This is a genomic window from Streptomyces sichuanensis, assembly GCF_020328095.1.
In the GTDB taxonomy this organism is placed as follows: Bacteria; Actinomycetota; Actinomycetes; order Streptomycetales; family Streptomycetaceae; genus Streptomyces; species Streptomyces cinnamoneus.
This window is the reverse complement of record NZ_JAIXMK010000065.1, coordinates 28,240-49,661: the sequence shown is the minus strand read 5'-3', so window position 1 is coordinate 49,661 and position 21,422 is coordinate 28,240. Positions and strand designations below refer to the sequence as shown.

At 70.0% G+C, this 21,422-nt stretch carries 19 protein-coding genes; 1 reads left to right on the top strand and 18 read right to left on the bottom strand.

Annotation, left to right across the window (positions count from 1 at the left end; translation table 11 throughout):
* Window positions 1-27: 27 nt before the first annotated feature.
* The 12 genes from LE181_RS19340 to LE181_RS19285 form a co-directional block, all read right to left on the bottom strand.
* A complete protein-coding gene (locus tag LE181_RS19340) occupies window positions 28-825 on the bottom strand; it encodes a M48 family metallopeptidase (protein ID WP_225662563.1) in 798 nt (265 codons plus the stop codon).
* Window positions 826-829: 4 nt separating this feature from the next.
* Window positions 830-4,549: a type I restriction endonuclease subunit R gene (locus tag LE181_RS19335; protein ID WP_225662562.1), complete on the bottom strand. Its 3,720-nt coding sequence runs from the start codon at window positions 4,547-4,549 to the stop codon at window positions 830-832.
* Window positions 4,550-4,658: 109 nt separating this feature from the next.
* On the bottom strand, window positions 4,659-5,240 hold the full coding sequence (locus LE181_RS19330; RefSeq protein WP_225662561.1) for a Uma2 family endonuclease: 582 nt from the start codon (window positions 5,238-5,240) through the stop codon (window positions 4,659-4,661).
* Window positions 5,241-5,378: 138 nt separating this feature from the next.
* Window positions 5,379-5,690, bottom strand: a complete 312-nt coding sequence (locus tag LE181_RS19325) for a hypothetical protein (protein ID WP_225662560.1) — start codon at window positions 5,688-5,690, stop codon at window positions 5,379-5,381.
* Entirely contained in the window at window positions 5,687-6,106 is a 420-nt protein-coding gene (locus LE181_RS19320) for a hypothetical protein (protein WP_225662559.1), read from the bottom strand. The genes LE181_RS19325 and LE181_RS19320 overlap by 4 nt, the downstream gene beginning before the upstream one ends.
* 189 nt (window positions 6,107-6,295) lie before the next feature.
* A complete protein-coding gene (locus tag LE181_RS32485) occupies window positions 6,296-6,625 on the bottom strand; it encodes a DUF397 domain-containing protein (RefSeq protein WP_308103159.1) in 330 nt (109 codons plus the stop codon).
* A complete protein-coding gene (locus tag LE181_RS19310; protein ID WP_225662557.1) occupies window positions 6,513-7,373 on the bottom strand; it encodes a helix-turn-helix domain-containing protein in 861 nt (286 codons plus the stop codon). Before LE181_RS19310 ends, LE181_RS32485 begins: the two co-directional genes overlap by 113 nt.
* Before the next feature lie 83 nt (window positions 7,374-7,456).
* Window positions 7,457-8,647: a restriction endonuclease subunit S gene (locus LE181_RS19305; RefSeq protein WP_225662556.1), complete on the bottom strand. Its 1,191-nt coding sequence runs from the start codon at window positions 8,645-8,647 to the stop codon at window positions 7,457-7,459.
* 10 nt (window positions 8,648-8,657) lie between these two features.
* Window positions 8,658-11,399, bottom strand: coding sequence for a type I restriction-modification system subunit M (locus LE181_RS19300; RefSeq protein WP_225662555.1), 2,742 nt, complete (start codon window positions 11,397-11,399; stop codon window positions 8,658-8,660).
* 87 nt (window positions 11,400-11,486) lie between these two features.
* Window positions 11,487-12,164, bottom strand: coding sequence for an RloB family protein (locus LE181_RS19295; RefSeq protein WP_225662554.1), 678 nt, complete (start codon window positions 12,162-12,164; stop codon window positions 11,487-11,489).
* Between the two features lie 62 nt (window positions 12,165-12,226).
* A complete protein-coding gene (locus LE181_RS19290; protein ID WP_225662553.1) occupies window positions 12,227-13,492 on the bottom strand; it encodes an AAA family ATPase in 1,266 nt (421 codons plus the stop codon).
* A gap of 87 nt (window positions 13,493-13,579) precedes the next feature.
* On the bottom strand, window positions 13,580-14,866 hold the full coding sequence (locus LE181_RS19285) for an adenylosuccinate synthase (RefSeq protein ID WP_225662552.1): 1,287 nt from the start codon (window positions 14,864-14,866) through the stop codon (window positions 13,580-13,582).
* 177 nt (window positions 14,867-15,043) lie between these two features.
* Here LE181_RS19285 and LE181_RS19280 point away from each other — a divergent pair, with 177 nt between their 5' ends.
* A complete protein-coding gene (locus LE181_RS19280) occupies window positions 15,044-15,928 on the top strand; it encodes a diacylglycerol kinase (protein WP_225662551.1) in 885 nt (294 codons plus the stop codon).
* A gap of 26 nt (window positions 15,929-15,954) precedes the next feature.
* Here the strand turns inward: LE181_RS19280 and LE181_RS19275 are convergent, their stop codons facing one another.
* From LE181_RS19275 to LE181_RS19250, 6 genes are all read right to left on the bottom strand, one after another.
* Window positions 15,955-16,614 (bottom strand): response regulator, encoded by a 660-nt coding sequence (locus LE181_RS19275; RefSeq protein WP_225662550.1) that lies wholly within the window; start codon window positions 16,612-16,614, stop codon window positions 15,955-15,957.
* Complete coding sequence (locus tag LE181_RS19270; protein ID WP_225662576.1) at window positions 16,611-17,873, bottom strand: sensor histidine kinase; 1,263 nt, start codon at window positions 17,871-17,873, stop codon at window positions 16,611-16,613. The genes LE181_RS19275 and LE181_RS19270 overlap by 4 nt, the downstream gene beginning before the upstream one ends.
* A 113-nt stretch (window positions 17,874-17,986) precedes the next feature.
* Window positions 17,987-18,697 carry an alpha/beta hydrolase gene (locus LE181_RS19265; protein ID WP_225662549.1) on the bottom strand — a complete coding sequence of 237 codons (711 nt, stop codon included), beginning with the start codon at window positions 18,695-18,697 and terminating at the stop codon, window positions 17,987-17,989.
* Window positions 18,694-20,028: a kynureninase gene (gene kynU, locus LE181_RS19260; RefSeq protein WP_225662548.1), complete on the bottom strand. Its 1,335-nt coding sequence runs from the start codon at window positions 20,026-20,028 to the stop codon at window positions 18,694-18,696. Before kynU ends, LE181_RS19265 begins: the two co-directional genes overlap by 4 nt.
* The gene (locus LE181_RS19255) at window positions 20,021-20,863 is read right to left on the bottom strand and encodes a tryptophan 2,3-dioxygenase family protein (RefSeq protein WP_225662547.1); all 843 of its coding nucleotides are present in this window, start codon (window positions 20,861-20,863) and stop codon (window positions 20,021-20,023) included. The genes kynU and LE181_RS19255 overlap by 8 nt, the downstream gene beginning before the upstream one ends.
* A 122-nt stretch (window positions 20,864-20,985) precedes the next feature.
* Window positions 20,986-21,399, bottom strand: coding sequence for a DUF3151 domain-containing protein (locus LE181_RS19250; protein ID WP_225662546.1), 414 nt, complete (start codon window positions 21,397-21,399; stop codon window positions 20,986-20,988).
* Between the last annotated feature and the right edge of the window lie 23 nt (window positions 21,400-21,422).

Genomic DNA, 21,422 nt, shown 5'->3' with positions numbered 1-21,422 from the left:
GAGGTGGGCCGGGGGGCGAGGCGACCATCAGCGGACTGCCACGTCCCCCATCCACACCCGCCGCCCCAACTCGTCCAGCTCCGCCTTCAGCTGTTGGCACTCCGGGAGCGCCCGGCCCAGCAGGCGCCAGTAATCGGAGCCATGGCCTGCAATTCGGATGTGTGCCAGCTCGTGGGCGATCACATAGTCGATGAGGTGAATCGGCAGCTGAAAGACGGCCCAGTGCAGAGCCATGCGACCGCTACCGTTCGCCCCCACCCGGTAGGTGCCCCACCGGTGCACCAGGTCGCGGACGTCCACCTCCGGCTCGGGTACGTCCATCCGCGCCGCCCAGGGCTGCAGACGGCCCTGCACCCAGCGGAGCCCCCTGCTGCTGTACCAGACGGCGAAGGCCCTGCGGGCCGCTCGGGGATCTGCCGCCACGGACCGGCCCAGGCGCATGCGGCCGGCGACCAGACGTAGCGAGGCTGTGGTTTCGTCCTCGTCGTCCACCACGAGCAGCCTGTAGTCCCGGCCGAGGTAGCGGTGGATCTCACCGTTGCGCAGCGACCGCACAGGATGCAGTTGCCGTCGCTCCTCGCTCAACCGCAGCTTGCTGTCGATCCAGTGCCTGCTCGCCTGTACGAAGTCCTCGGCCCGCCGGTGACCGCACTCCTGCGGAGCACGCAGGGTCAACGAGCCGTCGCGTTCGACGGTCAGCCCCAGCCGCTTGCGGCGAGGGCTGATGCGTACGGTCAGCGGCAGTCCGTCCACGATGAGAACCTGCCCCTCGGCGAGCGGATCTCCGCCGCACTGGGACACCTCGGGGCCGGACTGTATGGACATGCCCCTATTGTCGCCGCCCCTCAGCCCGGAATCCGTCAAGGTGGTCCACGGCATGACCCGCCAGCGACCCTGCCAGCCGTTCGAGCGCCTCACGGCCTCCGGCGACGGGGCGCAGCCCTGCTCGGCGCAGACGATTCCAGATGTGCGCCTCCAGCTCGGTGACGTGCGCGTCCTCGGCGCCGAACGAGGCACGGGTCACATGGCCGACGATCTCCTCCCGCACCTCGGCGGCGAGTCGCCGCAGGAAGTCCGGCTCGGGTGTCTCGAAGCCAGGGTCTTCCGTCAGCCTCTCCTGCAGCAGCACATAGAGCCGCTGCTCCATCGGCGACAGGTCCGCCAGCCGCGGGTCCGCCTGCTCAGCCCTCCGGGCGCGCTCCACCAGCGGCCCCACGTGCGCCTTGATGTCCTCCCAGCGCCCTGCGAACTCTTCCAGGACCTTCTCCAGCTCTGCGGCGAGCTGCCGGTACACCGGCCGGTCCTCGCGTTCCTGCCGCTCCTCCAGGTGATAGCGGAGGGCCTGTACCTGTTCCGCCGCGGCTTCCCGTACGGGAAGCCGGTCCACGATCTGATCAAAGTCGGGAGCGAGGAGCGACACGGGCGCGATGGCCTGCTCTATCTCCTGGACGGCAAGGTGATCGGCGATCAGTGCCCGCACCTTCCGCCCGTAGCCCCGTATCGAGAAACCGCCGCCCGGACCGTCCCGGTAATGCCGGCGCACCCGCATCTGCAGCACGCTCCAGCGACGGACGTCGGGAATCCACTCCAGCGCCCCCTCGTGCGGCAACACCCGGTCCACCGCGCCGAGGAACTCGCCGAGCAGCCTGTCGAGCTCGGCACGCTGCCGGGAATCGCCCAGGGCGAGCATCGCGCGGGCGATGCCGGCGCGAGTACCGAGGCCCTCGCGGTCGATGCCGACGGCGGAGAGGAACGCTTCGACCTCCTCGGCCGCCTTCTTCATCCTGGGGATCTCCGCGTCCATACTGCGCAGTGACTCAAGGACGGGCGGATCGTTCCGGTAGGCGGCGAGCGTGACACCGAGGTTGTTCAGCACCCCGTAGTAGTCGACGACCAGGCCCTCCGTCTTCTCCGGAGCGGGCCGGTTGACCCGGGCGATGGCCTGGAGCAGCTCGGCGTCCCGGATCGGCCGGTCCAGGTACAGCACCTGCTCGATCGGCGCGTCGAAGCCGGTGAGCAGCATGGACTTCACGATGAGGAAGGCGATCGGCTCCGGCTCCTCCTCCGTCTCCCGGTGCGGGGCCAGGTCACTCCACGGGTTCATCCCGCCGACGCGGCCGATGGTGGGTGGCAGGTCGATCGCGGTCCACTCCTTGCCCGGTGGGTATTCGGGGAACGGATCCAGGAACCTGTCGACGTGCTCGCGCTGCTTCGACTCGTCGGTCCACTCCCGCCACACGCCGCTCTTGTGCTCCCGGCCGGCCGAGATGACCGGCACGAAGTCCATCCGGCGCAGCACCTCCCGGTGTCGCCAGGCCCAGAAGAGCAGGAGCTCGTCGTCGCTGTACGTCTCGGGCTTCCGCAGGCGCAGGGCCTCGCGGGCTCCGCTCTCGTCGAATTCCCGCACCCGCTCCAGCAGTTCCGTCCGCACGTCCCGGAACGCGTTCCGGTAGTACACGGCCGCACGCCTGCTGACCACAGCCACCTGTGCCTTGAACCCCTTGGTGAGCGGGCCGGTCACATAGTGCGCCAGCATGTCGGCGGCCTTCGCCCGGATCAGCGGCGCGGACTCGGCCACGTCGCGGCCGGTGGGCGTTCCGTAGAACTTGCGCACCCGCTGCTGTTCCGAGGCGTCCAGCGGTTCGATGAGGTCCTCGAAGCAGTCGTTGAGCTTCTGCTTCTCCCGTACTTCGGCGGTCGTTGCGCGCCCTTCGTACTTGACGGGCACGATCACCTTGTCCGCTTCGGCGTCGACCATCCGGTAGGTGTCGAGGAAAGCCGGTCTGCCGCCGGGCTCCCGGCTGGGCTCGAACCCGAAGATCCTGCCGGTGTCCTTCCGCCGGCCCTGCATCAGCGGGGTGCCGGTGAAACCGATCCGGGCCGCGTTCGGCAGCGCCGTACGAAGGCAGGCGTGCAGGACGGAGGTGTGCGAGCGGTGCGCCTCGTCCACCATCACCAGCACCTTGACCGAGTCGCTGCACTCCGGGAACACCCGGGCGGCCTTCTTCAAGGTCTCCTCGTCCGGGGCGGGATCCGCGACCTGCTCCGGGTCCTCTCCCGCCTCAACGCGGTCGCGTGCCTGGTCGAAGTCCTCGGCGAGCGCCTCGTCCTCACCGTTGGCCGTGTCCGCACCGTCGGCGCCGTCGCTGTCCTTCGGCAATCCCGGCAACTCTCCGAGGAACTTCTGGATCGTCGCGAAGATCACGGCCCTGCCGCCGGGCTGCCCCGCGCGTCGCAGCATCCCCTCCAGGTCCGCCTGTGACTTCGCCTGGTGCACGGTGCTGCCGCTCAGCTTCACGGCATTCTTCAGCTGCCGCTGCAGGTCCTTGCGGTCGGTGACCGCGACCAGCGTGACCTGGTTCAGCTCGGGATCCCTGCTCATGTGCAGCCGACGGGCCAGGAACTTCATCGTGAAGCTCTTTCCCGCGCCCTGCGTGTGCCAGACGACCCCGCCCCGCTCGTCCCGCTCGGCACCCGGATCCAGCCGGGTGCGCCCGGTGCGGAGCTTGCGGACGATCTTCTCCGTGGCGCGGTACTGCTGGTGGCGGCAGACGACCTTGGCCGTCATCGCCTGTACCACCGCCTGCTTCTCCCGGTCCCCCTTCCGGGCCTTCCTCTGACTCTTGAGAGGCATCTCGAAGACGTAGTGCCGAATGATGTTGAGCAGATTGGCCGGCTTCAGCACCATGGCGGTCAGCTGGTGCTGAAGCGTCACCGGCTCGTCAGCCCCGATGACGCCCCACGCGCGCAGTTCACGGCGGAGTTCGTCCGGGGAGGCGTAGTCCGGCTCGACGCTCCGCCACAGCGCGTAGTGCTCCTCCTCGGAGGAGATCGTCCCCAGCGCGGCGTCCCTGCCGTCGGCCGCGACCAGCAGCTGTACGGGCGCGAAGAACTCCGGGATGCCGCGCGGGGCCGTTGCGGGCTCGCGTGTGTCGTCCGCCAGCGGCCGTCCGGTGTAGGCCCGCAGGTCGCGGATGGCCTCGGTGAGCGGGTCGCGCTTGTCCGGCGACTTGCACTCGATCACCACGACGGGGATGCCGTTGACGAAGAGGACGAGATCGAGGACCTCGTCCTTCCCGCCGGCGTTGCGGACGCGGAGCTGATCCACCACGAGGAAGTCGTTCCGCGCCAGGACCTCTTCCCGGGTGCCCTCCAGCGCCTCCGTCCCCCAGTCGACGAACCACACCTTCGCGTCGCGCTCGTCGGGCCCCTTCTCCAGGGCCCCGTGCACCAGCAGCGTGGTCACCTCCTCGTTGGCCGCCGCGAGCGAGGAGGCAGCGACGTTACGCGCGGCCTGCTTCAGGCGGTCGACGGCGCGGAGTTCGTCGCCCTCGGACATCCAGCCGGAGAGAGCACCGGGCATCCGGTTGATCCGGCGCAGGGCGGTGACCAGCCGCTGCCTCAGAAGGAAGTCGGTGTACGCGCGCTTTTCCGCGTCCTGCAGGTCCCGGCCGCGGATGTGCTGCCACCCCATCGCCTTGAGGTGCCGCAGCAGCGGTTCCTCCGCCTCGTCCCGCTCGGCCGTTCCTCTGACCCCTCCGGCAACCATGCGCCCGCGCCCCTCCCCGGTACCGACGTGCTGGTGCTACACGTCGGTCCATTGTGCGACAGGGGATGTGAGTCGCCGCACGGACACTCGGCCGTCGGGGCGCGAGGTGTCAGCGGGCGTAGTTCTTCAAGGTCTCCGTATCGAGAGTGATGTTCACCGGGTCGGGAAGAGTGACCTGTTCTCCGAAGGGAGAACGGTGAATGTCGAGGTATCCGCGCTCCGGGTCGGGGTTGGTGTGTACAGCCACGACACCGGCGTCTCGGTCGACCAGAACGTGAACCGGGATGCCCGCGGCAGCGTAAGCGGCCGGCTTCTCCTGCCGGTCACGACGGTCGGTGTCTCCGTCGTACGACGTGACCTCAACGGTCATCAGCACGCCGTCGGGGTCCGCCCACTCGCCGTGCCCGGCGAAGTGATCGACGGGCACCAGCACCCCGTTCGGGCGGGCCCTGCCCTTGCGGTATTCCCCAACCTTCAAGCCCTGGGCCGTGTACAGGTCGAGCTCGGGGCGCGCCTGCATGCAGCGTCTGAGCAGCCACATGATGATCGCGTTGTGATCCCCGTCGGCCACCGGCTTCTCCTCGATCCGTCCGTTGATGAACTCCAACGTGACGGTCTCGGGCGCGGCGGCGGCGATCTGCTCGAATTCCTCCACCAGCATGTGCGACGTGCGCTCGGCCATAACCGTCATGGTGCACTCCCTTCCAGGCGAAGGCCAGCCTCGCCGACCTTCGGCAGGCGTCGGCTCCCCTTTCCTGCCGCTCCCCCGGACGGGTAACGGCATGGAGCTCGGCCCCGCTCGGAGCGCGGGGCCGAGCAGTCACATGGCCTACGGCTGGTGCGTTCCCCCGCCGCCCCGGACGTCCTTCCGGCAGTCTGACGTACGGTCGGCCGGTGTCGTCACGGGCATGCCGTCGAGGGCGCGGCAGAGCTGCGTGTGCAGGTGCTCCGCCTCTGCGGCGGAGAGCCGGAGGACAAGATCGGCGTGGAACCTGCCGTGGCGTTCCAGCCACAGGCGGACGGCCAGGCTGCCATCGGCCTCACGACGGACGGGCTCGCTGGGGACGCGCCTGATACGCAGCCCGTGGGAGGGGCGTGGCGGCAGCGGCGGAAGGGGGACGGGGTTCGGGGTGATCATCATGCGGCCACCGCCTGGGGAACGAGCGCGGCGGCGCCGATGCGGTGACCGTGGATGACCCAGGGCCCGATGTCGATGCCGTCGAGGGCGAGCGCGAGGGCGGTACGGCGCCAGCGTTGTTCGTGGGTGAGGTAGTAGGGGCGGAAGAAGGGGGTGAGGTCGGTGAGGGCGGCGCGTGAGCCCGGCGTCCCGGACAGCCAGGGGGGTGTGAGGGTGCGGATGAGGAAGCGGAGGCCGGATGTGGTGTGGGTGTGCGGTGCGGCGGGGCGGGTGGCGACGGTCGCGGCACCGGGGCCGGTGCGGTGGCCGGCTCGCGGCGGGCGCATGGCGCCCCGGCCGCGCACTCCACTGGCCGGGAGGAGGAGTGCGAGGAGGTGGGTGAGTGTTCGTTGCAGGACGAGCCCGATACGGTAGAGCATGCTGACGCTCCTATGCGGCGTTGGCCAAGCCCCGGGGTGCGGCGAACACCGCCGGGGCGCCTTGACACCTTGCTCAACTCAACGCTGAGCCACGGTGGTACGACGGTAGCCACGTCGCACCCCCGCATACAACGTGTGATGCGTCGACCATCCGAACGAGCGATTGCCACAGTCGGAGGAATTGACCGTTCAGCCAGGCGAGGCGATCTCGCCCACCAGCCCGCTGGCTCTGACGTGGGCCAGGAACGCACGCAGCTCATGGCGCGACGCCTTGAGGACCACACTCGGGTCGTCACTCTCGCGCAACAACGCGCACCGACCGTTCAGGGCCAGCTCCACACAGTCTCCGTCAGGCTGCTCCGAGAACGAGGACTTGCACCACTGGATGCCCACTGGTCTCACACCTCTACAACTGCTGCGCCACCTCGCGGATGAGGTCCCGTGAGCGGCTCGGACTGAGGGCGCGTTGCTCCATACGGTCCAGCACCGCACGGTAGTTCGCAAGGTGGGTTTCCGCATGCAGAAAGAGCGACCCCACGGGGGTGTCCGTCTGCACCGTGTCCAGATGTGCAACCGGCCCGTACGCGTAGCGCGTTGAGCTCGCCGCAGCAGGAAACCCGCCGATGTCGAACGGCAGGACGTGGACCGCCACGTTCTCCCGCTCTGACTGCTCCAGCAGGTGGTGCAGCTGTGCCCTGGCCGCCCGGCGGCCGCCGAACTGGATGCGCAGGGCCGCTTCGTGAATGATGAACGTACACCGGGGCGGTCGTGCCCCGTCGAGCACACTGCTGCGCCTGAGCCGGAAGGCGAGCTTGCGCTCGAAGTCGTCACGGGCCAGGGGCGGGACGGCTTCCTGGAACACAGCCCGCGCGTAGTCCTCGTGCTGGAGAAGGCCAGGCATGTGTGTGATCTGCGCCGAGCGGATGGCAACCGCATGATGTTCGAGCTCGGCAAGGTCCAGAAGCGCTGCCGGAACCAGGCCGCGGTATTTATCCCACCAGTCCATGCCCGTGAAACGTCGTTCTTTCGCCATCTCGGCGAGCGCATCGATGTACGCGCCGTCCCGGCACGCATAGTTGGCGGCCCACACGCGCACGCGGTCGGCGCTCACACCGAACCGCCCGGACTCGACGTTACTGATGGTGGTCCGGTCGGTACCGTGCAACGCGGCGGCCTCGGTCAGAGACAGCCCAGCGCGCTCGCGCATCTTGCTCAGTTCGGCGCCCAACCGCCGCTGCCGCTCGGTTGGGGGCCGCCGGCTCGACATGGGTAGCTCTACCTCCTTGGAGCACAGTGTGGACCATGGCCTGACACGAGGCCGCGCCAGCCGTCGCGATTGGACCGCCCTGGCTACGCGCTCGTGTCGACCCGCACCTTGCCGCTGAGCAGGTCGCCTGTCAGGCCTTGCTTAAGAACCCGCAACTTGGTGAGCTCCGCCGTCTCGTACGCAACCCGAACGTCGATCGCATCGAGCTGAGAGAGAAACTTCCGCTGCTCTGGGATTCCTACGCTGGGGAACGGGCAAGCCAGAACGTCCGTGCTATTGATGCTCGCCTGAGAAACTGCTGGCTTCGTCCGGCTCGCAAAGTACTCCTTGACAACCGAAGTAGACATCCACGCTTCCACGAAACGGGGGTCGACCTTCTCCCTGTCAAGGCTGCAGCGCATGATATTAGACTCGAACAGTGTCGGCTCCTGCAAGCGAGACACCACCGTCGACTTTCCCACAAGTGCAGGCGTGTTGACTCGGTTGATGAGCAAGTCGCCAGCGGCAACGCCATAGCGTCTCACTTCTGCTGCCGAAGCTGTCACCCTAAGAAGTCCACGCGTCAAATCCGACGGGCCGCCAGCAAAACTACTGATGCGAACGATCGGCAATCCGGTCTCCCCATACGACTCTGCCGACTTGTACAACCCATTCTGAGGGCCCCACACAATGACGGCAGATAGCTGAGTTCTCTCATGCCCCGCTAGATCCGCGAGAAATGCACCCCGCAAAGGACCAAGTTTGGCGATCGCCGCCCCAACCGCACGCTCCGACTCGGTGACAGCGTCCAGCACCTCAACGATGCGCCGCTGCCGCTCCAACGAGATCAGCGGGAATAGCAACTGCGCAAACCTGTCCCCACCTAGGTGGGCGATGCTCGTGGTTTTCTTAGCGATCCCGGCAAATACGCCTGTAGCCAGCCACCGCTTGAATACCGCCTGTGCGTATTTCGGCAGCACCATGGGGCCGGGGCGGAACCGTACAAGAGTGTTCTGAAAGCAATATTCCCCGCTCCCTCCATCGTAGATCGCACTTCGTCCGACGAGTTCCAGGCTCTGCCCCTCGTTCAGAAGAACATCACCGGGTACCAGCCCATAGGTTTTACGTTCAGCGGAGCTGAAACCCATGGTCTTCACATCTGAGTAGTCAATGTGACCGTCCAGCACGTTCGCTACACGAAGGTACGGGTACTGCTCACCGGCAGAGCGGCTGTTCGGAGACAACTGCTTCCCCATGCGGACCTCGCCGACCTCGCCGACGGGAACCCATCGCATGTCGTCAGTTTCACCCCACATAACCCAGCTCCTCCAGGAACCCGTTCAGCCGCTGCCCCGCATCCATCCGCCGCGCCTCGATGTCGCGCAACGACACCGCGTACTTGTCCTCCCAGAGGCGGTACGCCTCGATCAACTCACGGCGCCGCCGCACCACATGCCCCTCCAGCTTCCCGGCGAGGTCGTCGTGGAGGATGCCCAGCACCACATCGCGCGGCCCCTCCGGCGTCTCCTTCAGCAGGCGGAAAGCCTTGTGCAGGCCAGACTCAGGGGCCTTCTCCCCGTCGCCCCCTGCCCCGGTCTCACCCACGGCCGGCTCACCGCCCACGGTGAGGTCCAGCGCCGTCTGACCCGGCTCCGACACCTCGGCCGCCACAGCCTTCGGCTTCTTCGCCTTCCCGGCACCAGCGCCACCGCGCCGCGCGCTCTCCAGCGGCCAGAACTCGTCCTCCAGCTGCTTCACGAGCTTGCCCGCCGCCGTCCGCTCCCGCTTGAGCTTCTTCAGCTCCTCCTCGCTGAGGAGCGCCTCCGCCACCGCCGGATCAAGCGCACCCGAAGCGTCCTCCTCCTCGGAACCATCCGCCACTCCGGCCTCCGCCTCCGCCCTCGCGGCCTCGGCCTCCTCCGCCGCCTTCACCTTGGCGTCCAGATCCGCCTTGCGGCGGTCGGCTTCCGCCAGCGCGCTCAGGAAGCGGGGCGCGATCTTGGCGACCACCTTGTGGTCGTACGCCTGCCGCCGCTCCGCGCCCGACCGTTTGCGCGCACCACCCGTGCGGGGGTCACGCTCCGGCGCCAGCATGGTCTCGACCGTCTCGACCCAGCCCTCCACAACACCTTCGAAGCCGTTGGCCAGCAGCGCCTTGAAGTCGTTGCGCGCGTCCTGCCACCAGCCGGCGACCGCGCCCGCCAAGGCGTGCTCGTCGAGGAGGCCGACGCCGAGCAGCCGCTCACGGAAGGAGTCGATCAGGTCGGCCCGCAGCCTCGCCAGCTGGGCACGCTTCTCGAATTCCGTGCGGTCGTCGCCCTCGTACGGGGCGAGATTGGCGATCTGCTCCGTTTCGGAGGCCCACCAGTCCTCGAACGCCTTCCGGAGCACCTGCTCCCGGCCCGCGGCCAGTCGCGTCAGCCGCTCGGCGTCCGGACGCTTTCCCTCCGGCAGGAAGTCGACGTACGCCGGGTCGGCGACGTCGGCACCGTCCCGCACCGCGAACAGACCACGAACTCCAATCCCGTACGCGTCCAGCAGCGGCTTCTTCGCCTCGATCTCGGCGAGTGGCACACCGCCCACCAGATGGGCCCGCACATCCTGCGGCTCCGGCGGCGGGGTGTTGTCGACGTAACGGCGGATGTTGAGGTTGTAGTCGTTGCCCTTCAGTTCCTCCTGGCTCACCACACGCGAGAAGCGGTCGACCTCGGCGAAGGCGTGGAACGTGGAGACGACCTTCTCCACGTGCTCGGCAAGGAGCACGTTCTGTGCCCGCTCCGCGTGGAACTCCCGGTCCGCGTTGATGAAGAGGATCTTGCCGCGCCGCTCCGGTGCCTTCCGCCCCGGTGCCCGGAGCACCAGCACGGACGCCGGGATGCCCGTCCCGTAGAACAGGTTCGGGGCCAGGCCGATGACCGCTTCCAGCAGGTCGGCCTCGATGAGTCTCTGCCGGATCTCCTGTTCCGCACCGCCCCGGAAGAGCACACCATGCGGCATGACGGTGAAGACGGAGCCACCACGCCCCTGCACCATGTGCAGCATGTGCTGCAGGAACATCAGGTCGGCCTTGCCGCGCTCGGAGGTCACGCCATACGGCATGCGCTCCGTCAGCCCGTTCACCTCGGAGATCTTGTAGTCCATCGAGAACGGCGGATTGCTCAGCACGATGTCGAACGACTTTTCCAGGTGCTGTGGATTGCTGAGCGTGTCGCCGGTCTTCAGGCTGAAGTAGCGGGCCCCGTGGAAGAGCATGTTCATGGTGGCCATGACCCACGAGCCGCTGTTGGCGTCCTGACCGGCGAGGTTCAGGTCGTCGGAGTCGCCGCCGTGTTCTTCGATGTACTCCTTGGCGTGGATGAGCATGCCGCCCGAACCGACGCACGGGTCGTAGATGTGCTGCCCGGCCTGTGGCCGTGCCAGTTCCACCATCATCCGCACCACCGCACGCGGCGTATAGAACTCGCCGCCCTTGGCGCCCGCCGAGTCGGCGAAGTCCTTGAGCAGGTACTCGTAGGCGGCGCCGATGACGTCCGGAAATTCGAAGTCCTCACCGCGCAGCCGCAGGCTGCCGAAGTGCTCGATCAACGCGGACAGTCGCTTGTCCGCGAGCTTGCCGGCGGCCGCGCCGCTGCCGCCGCCCCCGCCGATGCGGTTGAAGTTGACGTGGTTGAAGAGGCCACGGAGTCGTTCGTTGCCCTGCTGCCCTTCGAGCCGGTCGAGCGCCGGCTGCAGATGCCGGGTGGCGACGTCGTCGACCGCGCCGGCCAGGCCTGCCCAGCGGGCCTCCTCCGGGACGTACATGACCTTGCGGATCATGTAGTTCTGCGGAGTCTCGGCTTCCTCCTCGGCTTCCTCCTGGGAGAGCCCGCCCGCGAGTGCTTCCCTGACGATCTCGTCCCGTGCGGCGTCGAATTCATCGTTGACCCGCTTGAGGAAGAGCAGGACGAGGAGAAAGTCGCGGTATTCGGCGGCGTCCATGGTGCCGCGCAGAATGTCGGCGGCCGCGAAGAGGTGGCGCTCCAACTGGGCGAGCGTGAGCTTGGCCACGTACGGCTCCTTGATTCCTTGAGTTCCTTGGTGCCCGGAGGCGGGGTGCGGGGGGTGGGTACGCTGCCGGCGGCGCACCCGGGCAGCTTAGTAGTCCTTCACCAAGAGACCCTTTTCCACGAATTCGAAGACATCGGTGTAGGGGTCCCACGTGTTCGGGTCGATCCCGTGGCCCTCGTTGATCTTCTTCGCGTAACCCTTGGCGGTGAGGTACCGGCTGCGTCCGCCACTGTCCTTGCTGAGGATCTGGTCTGCATGCACATGCTTCGACCGCTCCTCGGAGACCGTCCGCAGGTTCCTGCCGTACGTCTGGGCGAAACCGGGCTGGCCACGCAGGAGCTCGTTGGCTCTGTGGCACGCGCGGCCGAAAGTGCTGGTGTAGTTCTGGTAGTGGAGGAGGCGCCACAGCTCGAAGCACGGGTAGGAGTAGGCGATGTACACGCCGGCTTCCGCGGCCAACTTCCTGGCCCGGATGATGCCGGGATGATCGTCACGGTCGAAGAAGACCCAGACCTGCGGCCAGCGCCAGCCGTTCCGCTTGTCGTTCTTGTCGAGCCCGCTCCGCTCGGCCTCCCGCTCGGCCTCCCGCAGCTTCTTTATGGCCATTTCGACCATGGGCAGGGGCTTTCGATCATCGCCGTCCGCCTTCAGGTTCATATAGCGGACGTCGACCTTCTGGCCGGGAACAAGCGGGACGCCATGATCACGCACGATGTCGATGTACTCGCGCTCGGTGACCTCGCCCTCGGCGTATACATAGACCATGCGCTTCTGGCTGCGCCTGGCCCCCTGACGGACAAGATTGTCCTTCCCCTTGACCTTGCCCATCAGTGCTGTTCCGCCCCCATCTCCAGAGCGTCGACGGTCCGCAGCAGTGTCCGCGCCACCTTGCCCTCGCTGAGCCGGGGCACACCGCCGAAGGCACCTTCCAGGTAGGACGTCATCAGGTCCTGTTCCTGCCCCGGCTCCAGGTCCGAGACGGGAAACAGCTCTGTCGCGCCCCGCTCGTCCTTCTCGGTCAGCCAGATCTGCCCCGGCTCCAGAAACCTCTCGCCACCCGGCCCCCGCAGCAATGACGGGTCATGCGCCGTGAACACGAGCTGTGCTCCCTTGGGGTTCACCCACGGCGTCTGGAAGAGCCGGACCACCTCGGCGGCGAAGCGCGAGTGGAGGCTGGCGTCCAGCTCGTCGACGAGAAGCATCGCACCCGTGTCGAGGGCCACCAGTAGCGGTCCGATGAGGGCGAACCACGAGCGGGTGCCCCAGGACTCCGCCTCCCAGTCCAGCGGCACAGCCTCCGTGCCACCGCCGGAGTGCCACAGCTGGATCACGGGCCGCTTGCCCGGCTCATCCTCCACCTCGGCACCCGCGATCCCCAGGTCGGCGACGCGCAGCAGTTCCTCGATCCGACGGCGCATCGTCTCGCTCTTCAGCAGGAGCCGCGCTGTATAGGCCTCCCGCTGCGGGCGTTCGACCTCCGGACTGATGTCCCAGAGGTTGCGCGTGAACCATTCGTAAATAGGAGTCAGCTGAGGGTGACCGTCGTCGGCGGCGCGGGTCAGCAGCAGGGAGTTGTGGCGTGTGATGCGCGCGAGCAGGGCCCGGTCCTTGAGCCGCTCGCCCGGGAACTCGTACGCCTTCTCGCGCGAGGCGTCCCGCTCGAACCAGACCTGACGCCGCCCCTTGGGATAGGAGAACAGCCATTCGGCCTCGACCCGCTCGGAGCTCAGCTCGAAACCGTACGTCCAGCGGACCCCGTCCTCCAGGGCGAAATCCACTTCATAGAACGAGCCTTCGGTCGACGCTCCGGGATCGAGTGCGAACGCGTCGCGCGGAATCCCCTCGTACGAGGTCCATTTCGTGTACGAGCTCAGAACCGCCTCGCGCATCTTCTTCAACGCACTGATGACGTTCGACTTGCCCGACGCGTTGGCGCCGAAGATCCCCAGCACCGGGTAGAGCGGGAGCTCCTTGCCGTCCGAAAGCCGCAGCCGACGGGCGCCGCGCCCCTCCTCGCCCTCGGGTACGACGAACGAGAGCTCCTGCTCATCGCGCAGGGACCGTACGTTGGCCACCCGGAATCTCAGCAGCATCCCGTCTCCTTCACGGCGCACAGCGTAGCCGTGGGCGGCAGGCTCTGGAGCCTGCCGCCCACGGCTACGGAACCACCGGCGAACCGGTTACGACAGGAACGAGTTGATCTCGATCGTCTCGGTGCGGCCCGGGCCGACGCCGATGGCGGAGATCGGGGCGCCCGACATCTCCTCCAGGGCCTTCACGTACGCCTGCGCGTTCTTCGGCAGGTCGGAGAAGGTCTTGGCCTTGGAGATGTCCTCGGTCCAGCCCGGCAGCATCTCGTAGATCGGCTTCGCGTGGTGGAAGTCGCTCTGGCTGTAGGGCAGCTCCTCGACGCGCTTGCCGTCGATCTCGTACGCGACGCAGACCGGGATCTGCTCCCAGCCGGTGAGGACGTCGAGCTTGGTGAGGAAGAAGTCCGTCAGGCCGTTCACGCGGGTCGCGTAGCGGGCGATGACCGCGTCGAACCAGCCGCAGCGACGGTCACGGCCGGTGGTGACACCGCGCTCGTGGCCGATGGTGCGCAGCTTCTCGCCGTCCTCGTCGAAGAGCTCCGTCGGGAACGGGCCGGCGCCGACGCGCGTGGTGTACGCCTTGAGGATGCCGATCACGCGGTTGATCTTCGTCGGGCCCACGCCCGCGCCCGTGCAGGCGCCGCCCGCGGTCGGGTTCGAGGAGGTGACGAAGGGGTACGTGCCGTGGTCGACGTCCAGCAGGGTGCCCTGGCCGCCCTCGAAGAGGACGACCTTGCCCTCGTCGATGGCGTTGTTCAGGATCAGCGTGGTGTCGGCGACGAAGGGCTTGATCTGCTCGGCGTAGGCCAGCAGCTCGTCGACGATCTTCGCCGGGTCGATGGCGCGGCGGTTGTAGAGCTTCGCCAGGAGCTGGTTCTTGAGCTCCAGGGCCGCCTCGACCTTCTGGGTCAGGATCGACTCGTCGTACAGGTCCTGGACCCGGATGCCGACGCGGTTGATCTTGTCCGCGTAGGTCGGGCCGATGCCGCGGCCGGTGGTGCCGATCTTCCGCTTGCCGAGGAAGCGCTCGCCGACCTTGTCGAGGGTGACGTTGTACGGCGTGATCAGGTGCGCGTTACCGCTGAGCAGCAGCTTGGACGTGTCGACGCCGCGCTCGTTGAGTCCGCTCAGCTCGGAGAGCAGGACCGCCGGGTCGACGACCACACCGTTGCCGATGACCGGAGTGCACTCCGGCGACAGGATCCCGGAAGGGAGGAGGTGCAGCGCGTATTTCTGGTCACCGACGACGACCGTGTGGCCGGCGTTGTTGCCACCTTGGTAGCGCACCACGTAGTCCACGGAGCCACCGAGCAGGTCGGTGGCCTTTCCCTTGCCCTCGTCACCCCACTGAGCACCGAGCAGCACAAGTGCGGGCACAGGCGTACACCCCTTCCGGGCGGGGCATGTCCAACGTGCACAGGTGGCCTCCCGCCCGCTTGATACGGGCGTTCACCACCGCTAGAGCCGTCGAACCGGTGCCCCGGATAGACGAAGCCCCTGGCGCAACAGCGACAGGGGCTCTTGCACCGAGAGATTACCTGAGGAAGGACGAAGGTGTCGGCTGCAGACCCGAGCGGAGCGCAGCTGCTCGTCGTCATCGACCCGGTCGCACGCCGTGTGGACGGCGAGTCCACACGGATCGCGAGGGACGTGTTGTGCGCCGGAGCGGTGGCGAAAATCTGCCTCCCGAACGGGCCGGAGGAGGTGGCGCGGGCGCTCGCCCGGCGGGGCCGGCGCCGGACCGTCGTCATCGGTGACGACCGCGCCCTGTTGCGCGTCGTCGGCCTGCTGCACCGCCGCCGCGAGCTGGCGGACGCACCGCTGGCGTGGGTGCCGGTGGGCGCGCTGCCGGCGGTGTCGGTGGCCCGGGTGCTCGGCGTCCCGCTGGGGGCCGTGGCGGCCGCACGGGCCGTTCTGGAGGGCGCGGAGCGCCGGCTGGGGCTGCTGGCCGACGACGGCGACGGCGTCGTCCTGGGCGGCCTGTGGGTGCCCGCGGGGGGCGGCCGGGGCCGGCCGCCGGCGATGGCGCCGCTGCCGCCGCGCGCCCGGGAGGGGGCGGACGTGCCGTCCGGGGCCCACGGCTGGTGGTGGTCGCCGGCCGCGCGCACGGCGCGCACGGCCCTGACACTGCTGTCCGGGCCCTCGGCCCGGCATCCGGTCCCGGCGTGCACCCGGCTGCGGGTGGAGGCGGACGGGGTGCTGCTGGCGGATCTGGACCGGCCGGTCGGGCGCGTCGCGGTGGCGGCCGTGGACGGCGCGGCGGAGGTCGTGGTCCACGAGCACGCGGCGCCCGAGCCGGTGCGCACCCGGGCCCGTACGGTCACCGTCTCCGGCCCGGACTTCCGCTACCGCGCCGACAACCGCGTCCGGGGCCCCGTCCGCACGCGCACGTGGACGGCGGTGGCGGACGCGTGGCGGCTGACGCTGCCGCGGGCCTGACGGGCTCCCGGGGGCTCCGGGGGGCCTCAGCCGCCCGGGGTGACCAGACCCGCTTCGTAGGCGAAGACCGCCGCCTGCGTGCGGTCGCGCAGGCCCAGCTTCACCAGGATGCGGCTGACGTGCGTCTTCACGGTCGATTCGGCGACGACCAGATGGGCCGCGATCTCGGAGTTCGACCGGCCCTGGGCGACCAGCACCAGCACCTCCGTCTCCCGCTCCGTCAGGTCGGCCACCCGCTCCAGTGTGGGCACCCTCGGCGAGCCCAGGCGCGAGAACTCCTGGATGAGCCGCTTGGTGACCGTCGGCGCGAGCAGCGCCTCCCCCGCGGCCACCACGCGCACGCCGTCCGCGAGCTGGCGGGCGGAGGCGTCCTTGAGCAGGAAGCCGCTCGCCCCGGCCCGCAGCGCCTGGTAGACGTACTCGTCCAGGTCGAACGTGGTCAGCACCAGCACCTTGGCGTCCGCGTCGGCGGCCACGATCTCGCGGGTCGCCTCCAGGCCGTTCAGCCCGGGCATGCGGATGTCCATGAGGATCACGTCCGGGCGCAGCGCCGCGGCCTTCTCGACGGCCTGGCGGCCGTCCACGGCCTCGCCGACGACCTCGATGTCGGGCTGGGCGCCCAGCAGCACGGAGAAGCCCTCACGGACCATCATCTGATCGTCCACGATCATCACGCGGATGCTCATGCCGCGGCCTCGCCCGCCGCGACCGGGAGGAACGCGGCGACCTCGTAGCCGCCCTCCGCGGTGGCCTGTGCGGTCATCTCGCCGCCGAGCATCGCGACCCGCTCCTGCATGCCGAGCACGCCGTGGCCGGCGCCCGGGGAGGGCTTGGCCAGGCGGTCGGGGCGGCCGTTGACGACGCGCAGGCCGAGCCCGCCCAGCACGTGGCTGACCTCCACCCGGGCCGTGGCACCGGGGGCGTGGCGCAGGACGTTGCTGAGCGCCTCCTGGACGATGCGGTACGCGGACAGTTCCACGCCCTGCGGCAGCGGGCGCACCGAACCCGTCGTCACGTGCTCGACGGTCAGCCCGGCGGCGCGGACGTTGGCGAGCAGGCCGCCGAGGTCGGCCAGGGTGGGCTGGGGGGCCTCGGGCGCGGCGAAGGCGTCCGGGTCCTCCGACCGGACGACGCCGAGCACGCGGCGCAGCTCGGTGAGGGCCGCCACGGCGTTCTCCCGGATGGTGACGAAGGCGGCGGCCAGCTCGGGCGGGGTGTCCGCGACGCGGTAGGGCGCGGCCTCGGCCTGGATGGCCACCACGGACATGTGGTGGGCGACCACGTCGTGCAGTTCGCGGGCGATGGTGGTGCGCTCTTCCAGGACGGTGCGGCGGGACCGCTCGACCTCGGTGACTGCGACCTGGGCGGCGACCTGCTGCTGGGACTCGCGCATGCCGCGGACGGCGGCGACGGACAGGAGCAGGACGCCGGAGAGGACGGACATCTCGAAGGTGCCGTCGTCGTAGCCGTAGCCGCGCACCAGGGTCACGAAGGCCCCGAAGGCCGCGGTGATCAGCCACATCTCGGCGGCCAGGCGGGGCCGGGTGCGCAGCGTGACGATCGTCATGACGGCGAGGTGGGAGACGAACCCGCTCGCCGTCCAGGGCGTGATGCCGATGACCAGGCTGGAGAGGAAGGCGGCGCCGATCGACAGCCACCAGGCGCCGACGGGCCGCAGCAGCGTGGTGATCAGCGGTATGCCCGCGAAGGCCGCCAGCAGCACGCCGCCGGCCTCCGGCCGTTCGGACAGGGCGGCCAGCATGATCATCACGGTGAGGCCGGCGACGGCCGCGTGCGGCAGCCAGCGCGTGTACCGGCCGGTGGCCCCGGGGGCCCTGCGCACCAGCACGTGACCGTCGCCGAGCGGCGGCAGCGGGCGGAAGGCGAAGGCGTCGGTGAACAGGTCCTTGCGTACCCCCTCGGTGGCGCTCTCCAGGATGCGCATCTCGCTGCGCAGGCCGTTCGTGTCATGCGTCTTGGTCACGCCCACAACGGTAGGCACGGTGCGGTGCCCGTGGCGTCCGCGCGGGTGGGGATTGTCGGGGTCCGTCTTAAGGACTACGCGGGGGCGGGGTCCGGCCCGCGGGTGAGGGGCAGGGCCCACCGGGCGCACTCCGGCGTGCCGGGTGTGATCAGCTCGTAGTGTCCCGCTCCCGCGAGGACGGTGAGGTCCACCGCCGCCCCCGCGGCGCGGCCCGCGGCCGCGTAGGCCCGCGACAGGGCCACGGGCACGTCCTCGTCGTCCGTGCCGTGGAGGATCCCGACCGGTACCCGCGGCGGCGGCAGCCGCATGGGGTCGGCCAGGTGCTCCTGTTCCGGGGCGACGAGCCCGGCCACCGCGTCCCCGCTCAGTCCGAGCGTCCGGGCGCGGGCCAGGTCGGCCACCGGGGCGAGGGCGATGACGCGGTCGATGCCCGTGGCGGCCGCGGACGCGGCCCACAGCGCCAGGTGCCCGCCCGCCGAGTGCCCCACCACCACGTGGCGGGCGGGGGCGACGGCGCTGCGGCGGACCGTCCCGATCGCCCGGCCGACGTCGTCGAAGGTCTCCGGCCAGCCGCCGCCCCCGCCCACCCGGCGGTACTCCGCCAGGGCGACCTCCACGCCCTGCCCGGCCAGCGCCGCCGCCAGCGGTGCGAGGTGGTGGCGGTCGTACGCCTCGCGCCAGAAGCCGCCGTGCAGCAGGGTCACCCGGATGCCCCGGGCCGTGCCCGGCGCGGGTGGGTGGACGTCCACGACCTGGCTGGGGTGGGGGCCGTAGGCGACCCTCACGCCAGCACCTCCCCCAGCACCCTCGCCGCCGTTTCCGTCTCCGCGAAGCCCGTGTACAGCGGCGTGAAGCCGAAGCGCAGGACGTCCGGGCGGCGGAAGTCGCCGACGACGCCCCGGCGGACGAGCTCCGCCATGACCTCCTGCCCGCCGGCGGCGCACCGCAGCGACACCTGGCTGCCCCGCTCGTCGTGCGCGGCCGGCGTGAGGGACCGCAGCCGCCCCCTCGGTGCGTACGCCTCGACACAACGCAGGAAGAAGTCCGTCAGGGCGAGGCTCTTGGCCCGCACGGCGTCGATGCCGACGCCCTCCCACACGTCCAGGGCGGCGTCGAGGGCGAGGAGGGAGAGGATGTCGGGCGTGCCGACCCGGCCGCGGAGCGCGCCGTCGGCGGGCGCGTAGGCGGGCGCCAGGGCGAACGGGTCGGCGTGGGAGTTCCAGCCGGGCAGCGGGGAGTCGAAGCGCGGCTGCAGGTCGCGGCGGACGTAGAGGTAGGCGGGTGAACCGGGGCCGCCGTTGAGGTACTTGTACGTGCAGCCGACCGCGAGGTCCACGCCGTGCGCGTCGAGCGCGACGGGCAGCGCGCCCGCGCTGTGGCACAGGTCCCACACGACATGGGCCCCTGCGGCGTGCACGGCGGCGGTGATGCCGGGCAGGTCGTGCAGCCGCCCCGTGCGGTAGTCGACGTGGTTGACGAGGACGACGGCCGTGCGGGGCCCGGCGGCACCGGCCATGGCGCCGGCCTCGACGGGGCGGATCCGGCAGCCCGTCATCCGGGCCGCGGACTCGGCGATGTAGCCGTCGGTCGGGAAGGTCTGCGCGTCGACGAGGATCTCGTCGCGGCCGCTCGCCGCGCCGGCCAGGCGCACGCCCGCGACAACCGCCTTGAAGACGTTGACGCTTGTCGAGTCCCCGGCCACGACCTGCCCGGGCGCCGCTCCGACGAGCCGGCCGATGCGGTCGCCGACCCGCTCGGGCGCCGTCCACCAGCCGGACTCGGTCCACGAGCGGATGCCCAGGCGCCCCCACTCGCGGTCGACGACGTCGGCGAGCCGGCCGGGAACGCCCCGGGGCAGCGCTCCGAGGGAGTTGCCGTCCAGGTAGATCACGCGGGCGGCCGCGTCCCGGCCGGGCACGGCATCGTGGCCGTCAGGGGCGTCACGGGCGGTCCGGCCGTCACGGGCGTCCTGGCCGTGCCGGCCGTCCGGCCCGGCGTGTCCGTACTGGCCGCCCTGCCTGTCCTGCCCGTCCTGCAGCACGAAGTCGGCGCGCTTGGCGCGCAGTACGTCGGCGGCGTCGAGCGCCGCCGCCTCGCCGGCGAGGTCGTCAGACACGGCTGCGGGCCGTCCACAGCTCCGGGAAGACGTGCTTGGTGACGCGCTTCTCCAGCCAGGCGACGCCGGCCGATCCGCCCGTCCCCACCTTCGCGCCCATCGCCCTGCGCGTGGCGACCAGATGGTCGTTGCGCCAGCGCCACACCAGCTCGGCGACCTCGGTGAGCGCCTCGCCCAGCCGGCACTCCTCGCTGCTCTGGTCGCCCGCGTAGACGCGCTGCCAGACGTCCTCGACCGCCGGGTCGCCGGTGTACCGCTCGCTGACGTCGCGCTCGGACACGGCCGCGGGTATCGCGTGGCCGCGCCGGGCCAGGAAGCGCAGGACCTCGTCGTACAGGCTCGGCGCGTGCAGCGCCTTCTCCAGCTCCGCGTGGATGTGCGGCACGCCGCGGTAGGGGACGAGCATGGCCGGGGACTTCTCGCCGAGCAGGAACTCCAGGCGGCGGTAGGTCGCCGACTGGAAGCCCGACGCGTCGCCCAGCGCCGAGCGGAAGGCGTTGAACTGGGCCGGCGTCAGGTGCCCCAGCGGCTTCCAGGAGGCGTTGAGCGATTCGAGCTCGTACGCGGAGCGCCCCAGCGCCGCCATCGCGACGGGCAGGTCGTCCTCGCGCAGGGCACGGGCGGCGGTCTCCCACTCGTGCACGATGACCGTGAACCACAGCTCCATCACCTGGGTGGTGACGAGGAAGACCATTTCACCGGGGTCGTCGGAGAGCGGTTCCTGCAGGTGGGAGAGAGTGTCGGCGCGTACGTACTCCTCGTACGGGGTCGCGCCCGTGAAGTCCTGGACAGGACCGGGGGTGGTGGTCTGGCCGAGCCGTGGTTCGAAAGTCACGCGTCGCCTCCACTGCCGTCGCTCCCGGGATCGCCGGGGCATCGCCGGGGTACGCCGCGATCATCCGTGCCGGACGCCGCCACGGCAAGGGCCGTGACGGCGCCGGGGGCGCGGGACGCCCGTCAGCCCAGGGTGTTGGCGGCCGTCGGGGAGCTGTCGCGCAGGAACGCCGAGCAGCGCTCGTACTCCTCCTGCTCGCCGATCGACTGCGCGGCCCGCGCGAGGGCGTGCAGGGCGCGCAGGAAGCCGCGGTTCGGCTCGTGCTCGAACGGCACCGGGCCGTGGCCCTTCCAGCCGCTGCGGCGCAGCGCGTCGAGGCCGCGGTGGTAGCCGGTGCGGGCGTAGGCGTAGGACTCGACGACCCGGCCGCCCTCGAACGCCTCGTCGGCGAGCTGTGCCCACGCGAGCGAGGACGAGGGGTACTTGGCCGCGACCTCGGCGGGAGCCGCCCCGGAGGCGAGCAGCTCGCGCGGCTCGGGGTCGTCGGGGAGGTGGGTCGGGGGCGGTCCCCCGAGCAGGTTCTCGTGAATGGACATGCGCCCCAGTCTGCCCCAGCGAC

Bases quoted from the DNA above. Each gene is read 5' to 3' on its own strand.
- LE181_RS19340 (WP_225662563.1), bottom strand. From the start codon at position 825: ATGTCCATACAGTCCGGCCCCGAGGTGTCCCAGTGCGGCGGAGATCCG.
- LE181_RS19275 (WP_225662550.1), bottom strand. From the start codon at position 16,614: ATGAGCATCCGCGTGATGATCGTGGACGATCAGATGATGGTCCGTGAG.
- LE181_RS19290 (WP_225662553.1), bottom strand. From the start codon at position 13,492: ATGCTGCTGAGATTCCGGGTGGCCAACGTACGGTCCCTGCGCGATGAG.
- LE181_RS19335 (WP_225662562.1), bottom strand. From the start codon at position 4,549: ATGGTTGCCGGAGGGGTCAGAGGAACGGCCGAGCGGGACGAGGCGGAG.
- LE181_RS19330 (WP_225662561.1), bottom strand. From the start codon at position 5,240: ATGACGGTTATGGCCGAGCGCACGTCGCACATGCTGGTGGAGGAATTC.
- LE181_RS32485 (WP_308103159.1), bottom strand. From the start codon at position 6,625: ATGCGGAAACCCACCTTGCGAACTACCGTGCGGTGCTGGACCGTATGG.
- LE181_RS19295 (WP_225662554.1), bottom strand. From the start codon at position 12,164: ATGGTCTATGTATACGCCGAGGGCGAGGTCACCGAGCGCGAGTACATC.
- LE181_RS19320 (WP_225662559.1), bottom strand. From the start codon at position 6,106: ATGCTCTACCGTATCGGGCTCGTCCTGCAACGAACACTCACCCACCTC.
- LE181_RS19305 (WP_225662556.1), bottom strand. From the start codon at position 8,647: ATGCGATGGGTTCCCGTCGGCGAGGTCGGCGAGGTCCGCATGGGGAAG.
- LE181_RS19270 (WP_225662576.1), bottom strand. From the start codon at position 17,873: ATGCGCATCCTGGAGAGCGCCACCGAGGGGGTACGCAAGGACCTGTTC.
- LE181_RS19325 (WP_225662560.1), bottom strand. From the start codon at position 5,690: ATGATGATCACCCCGAACCCCGTCCCCCTTCCGCCGCTGCCGCCACGC.
- LE181_RS19250 (WP_225662546.1), bottom strand. From the start codon at position 21,399: ATGTCCATTCACGAGAACCTGCTCGGGGGACCGCCCCCGACCCACCTC.
- LE181_RS19310 (WP_225662557.1), bottom strand. From the start codon at position 7,373: ATGTCGAGCCGGCGGCCCCCAACCGAGCGGCAGCGGCGGTTGGGCGCC.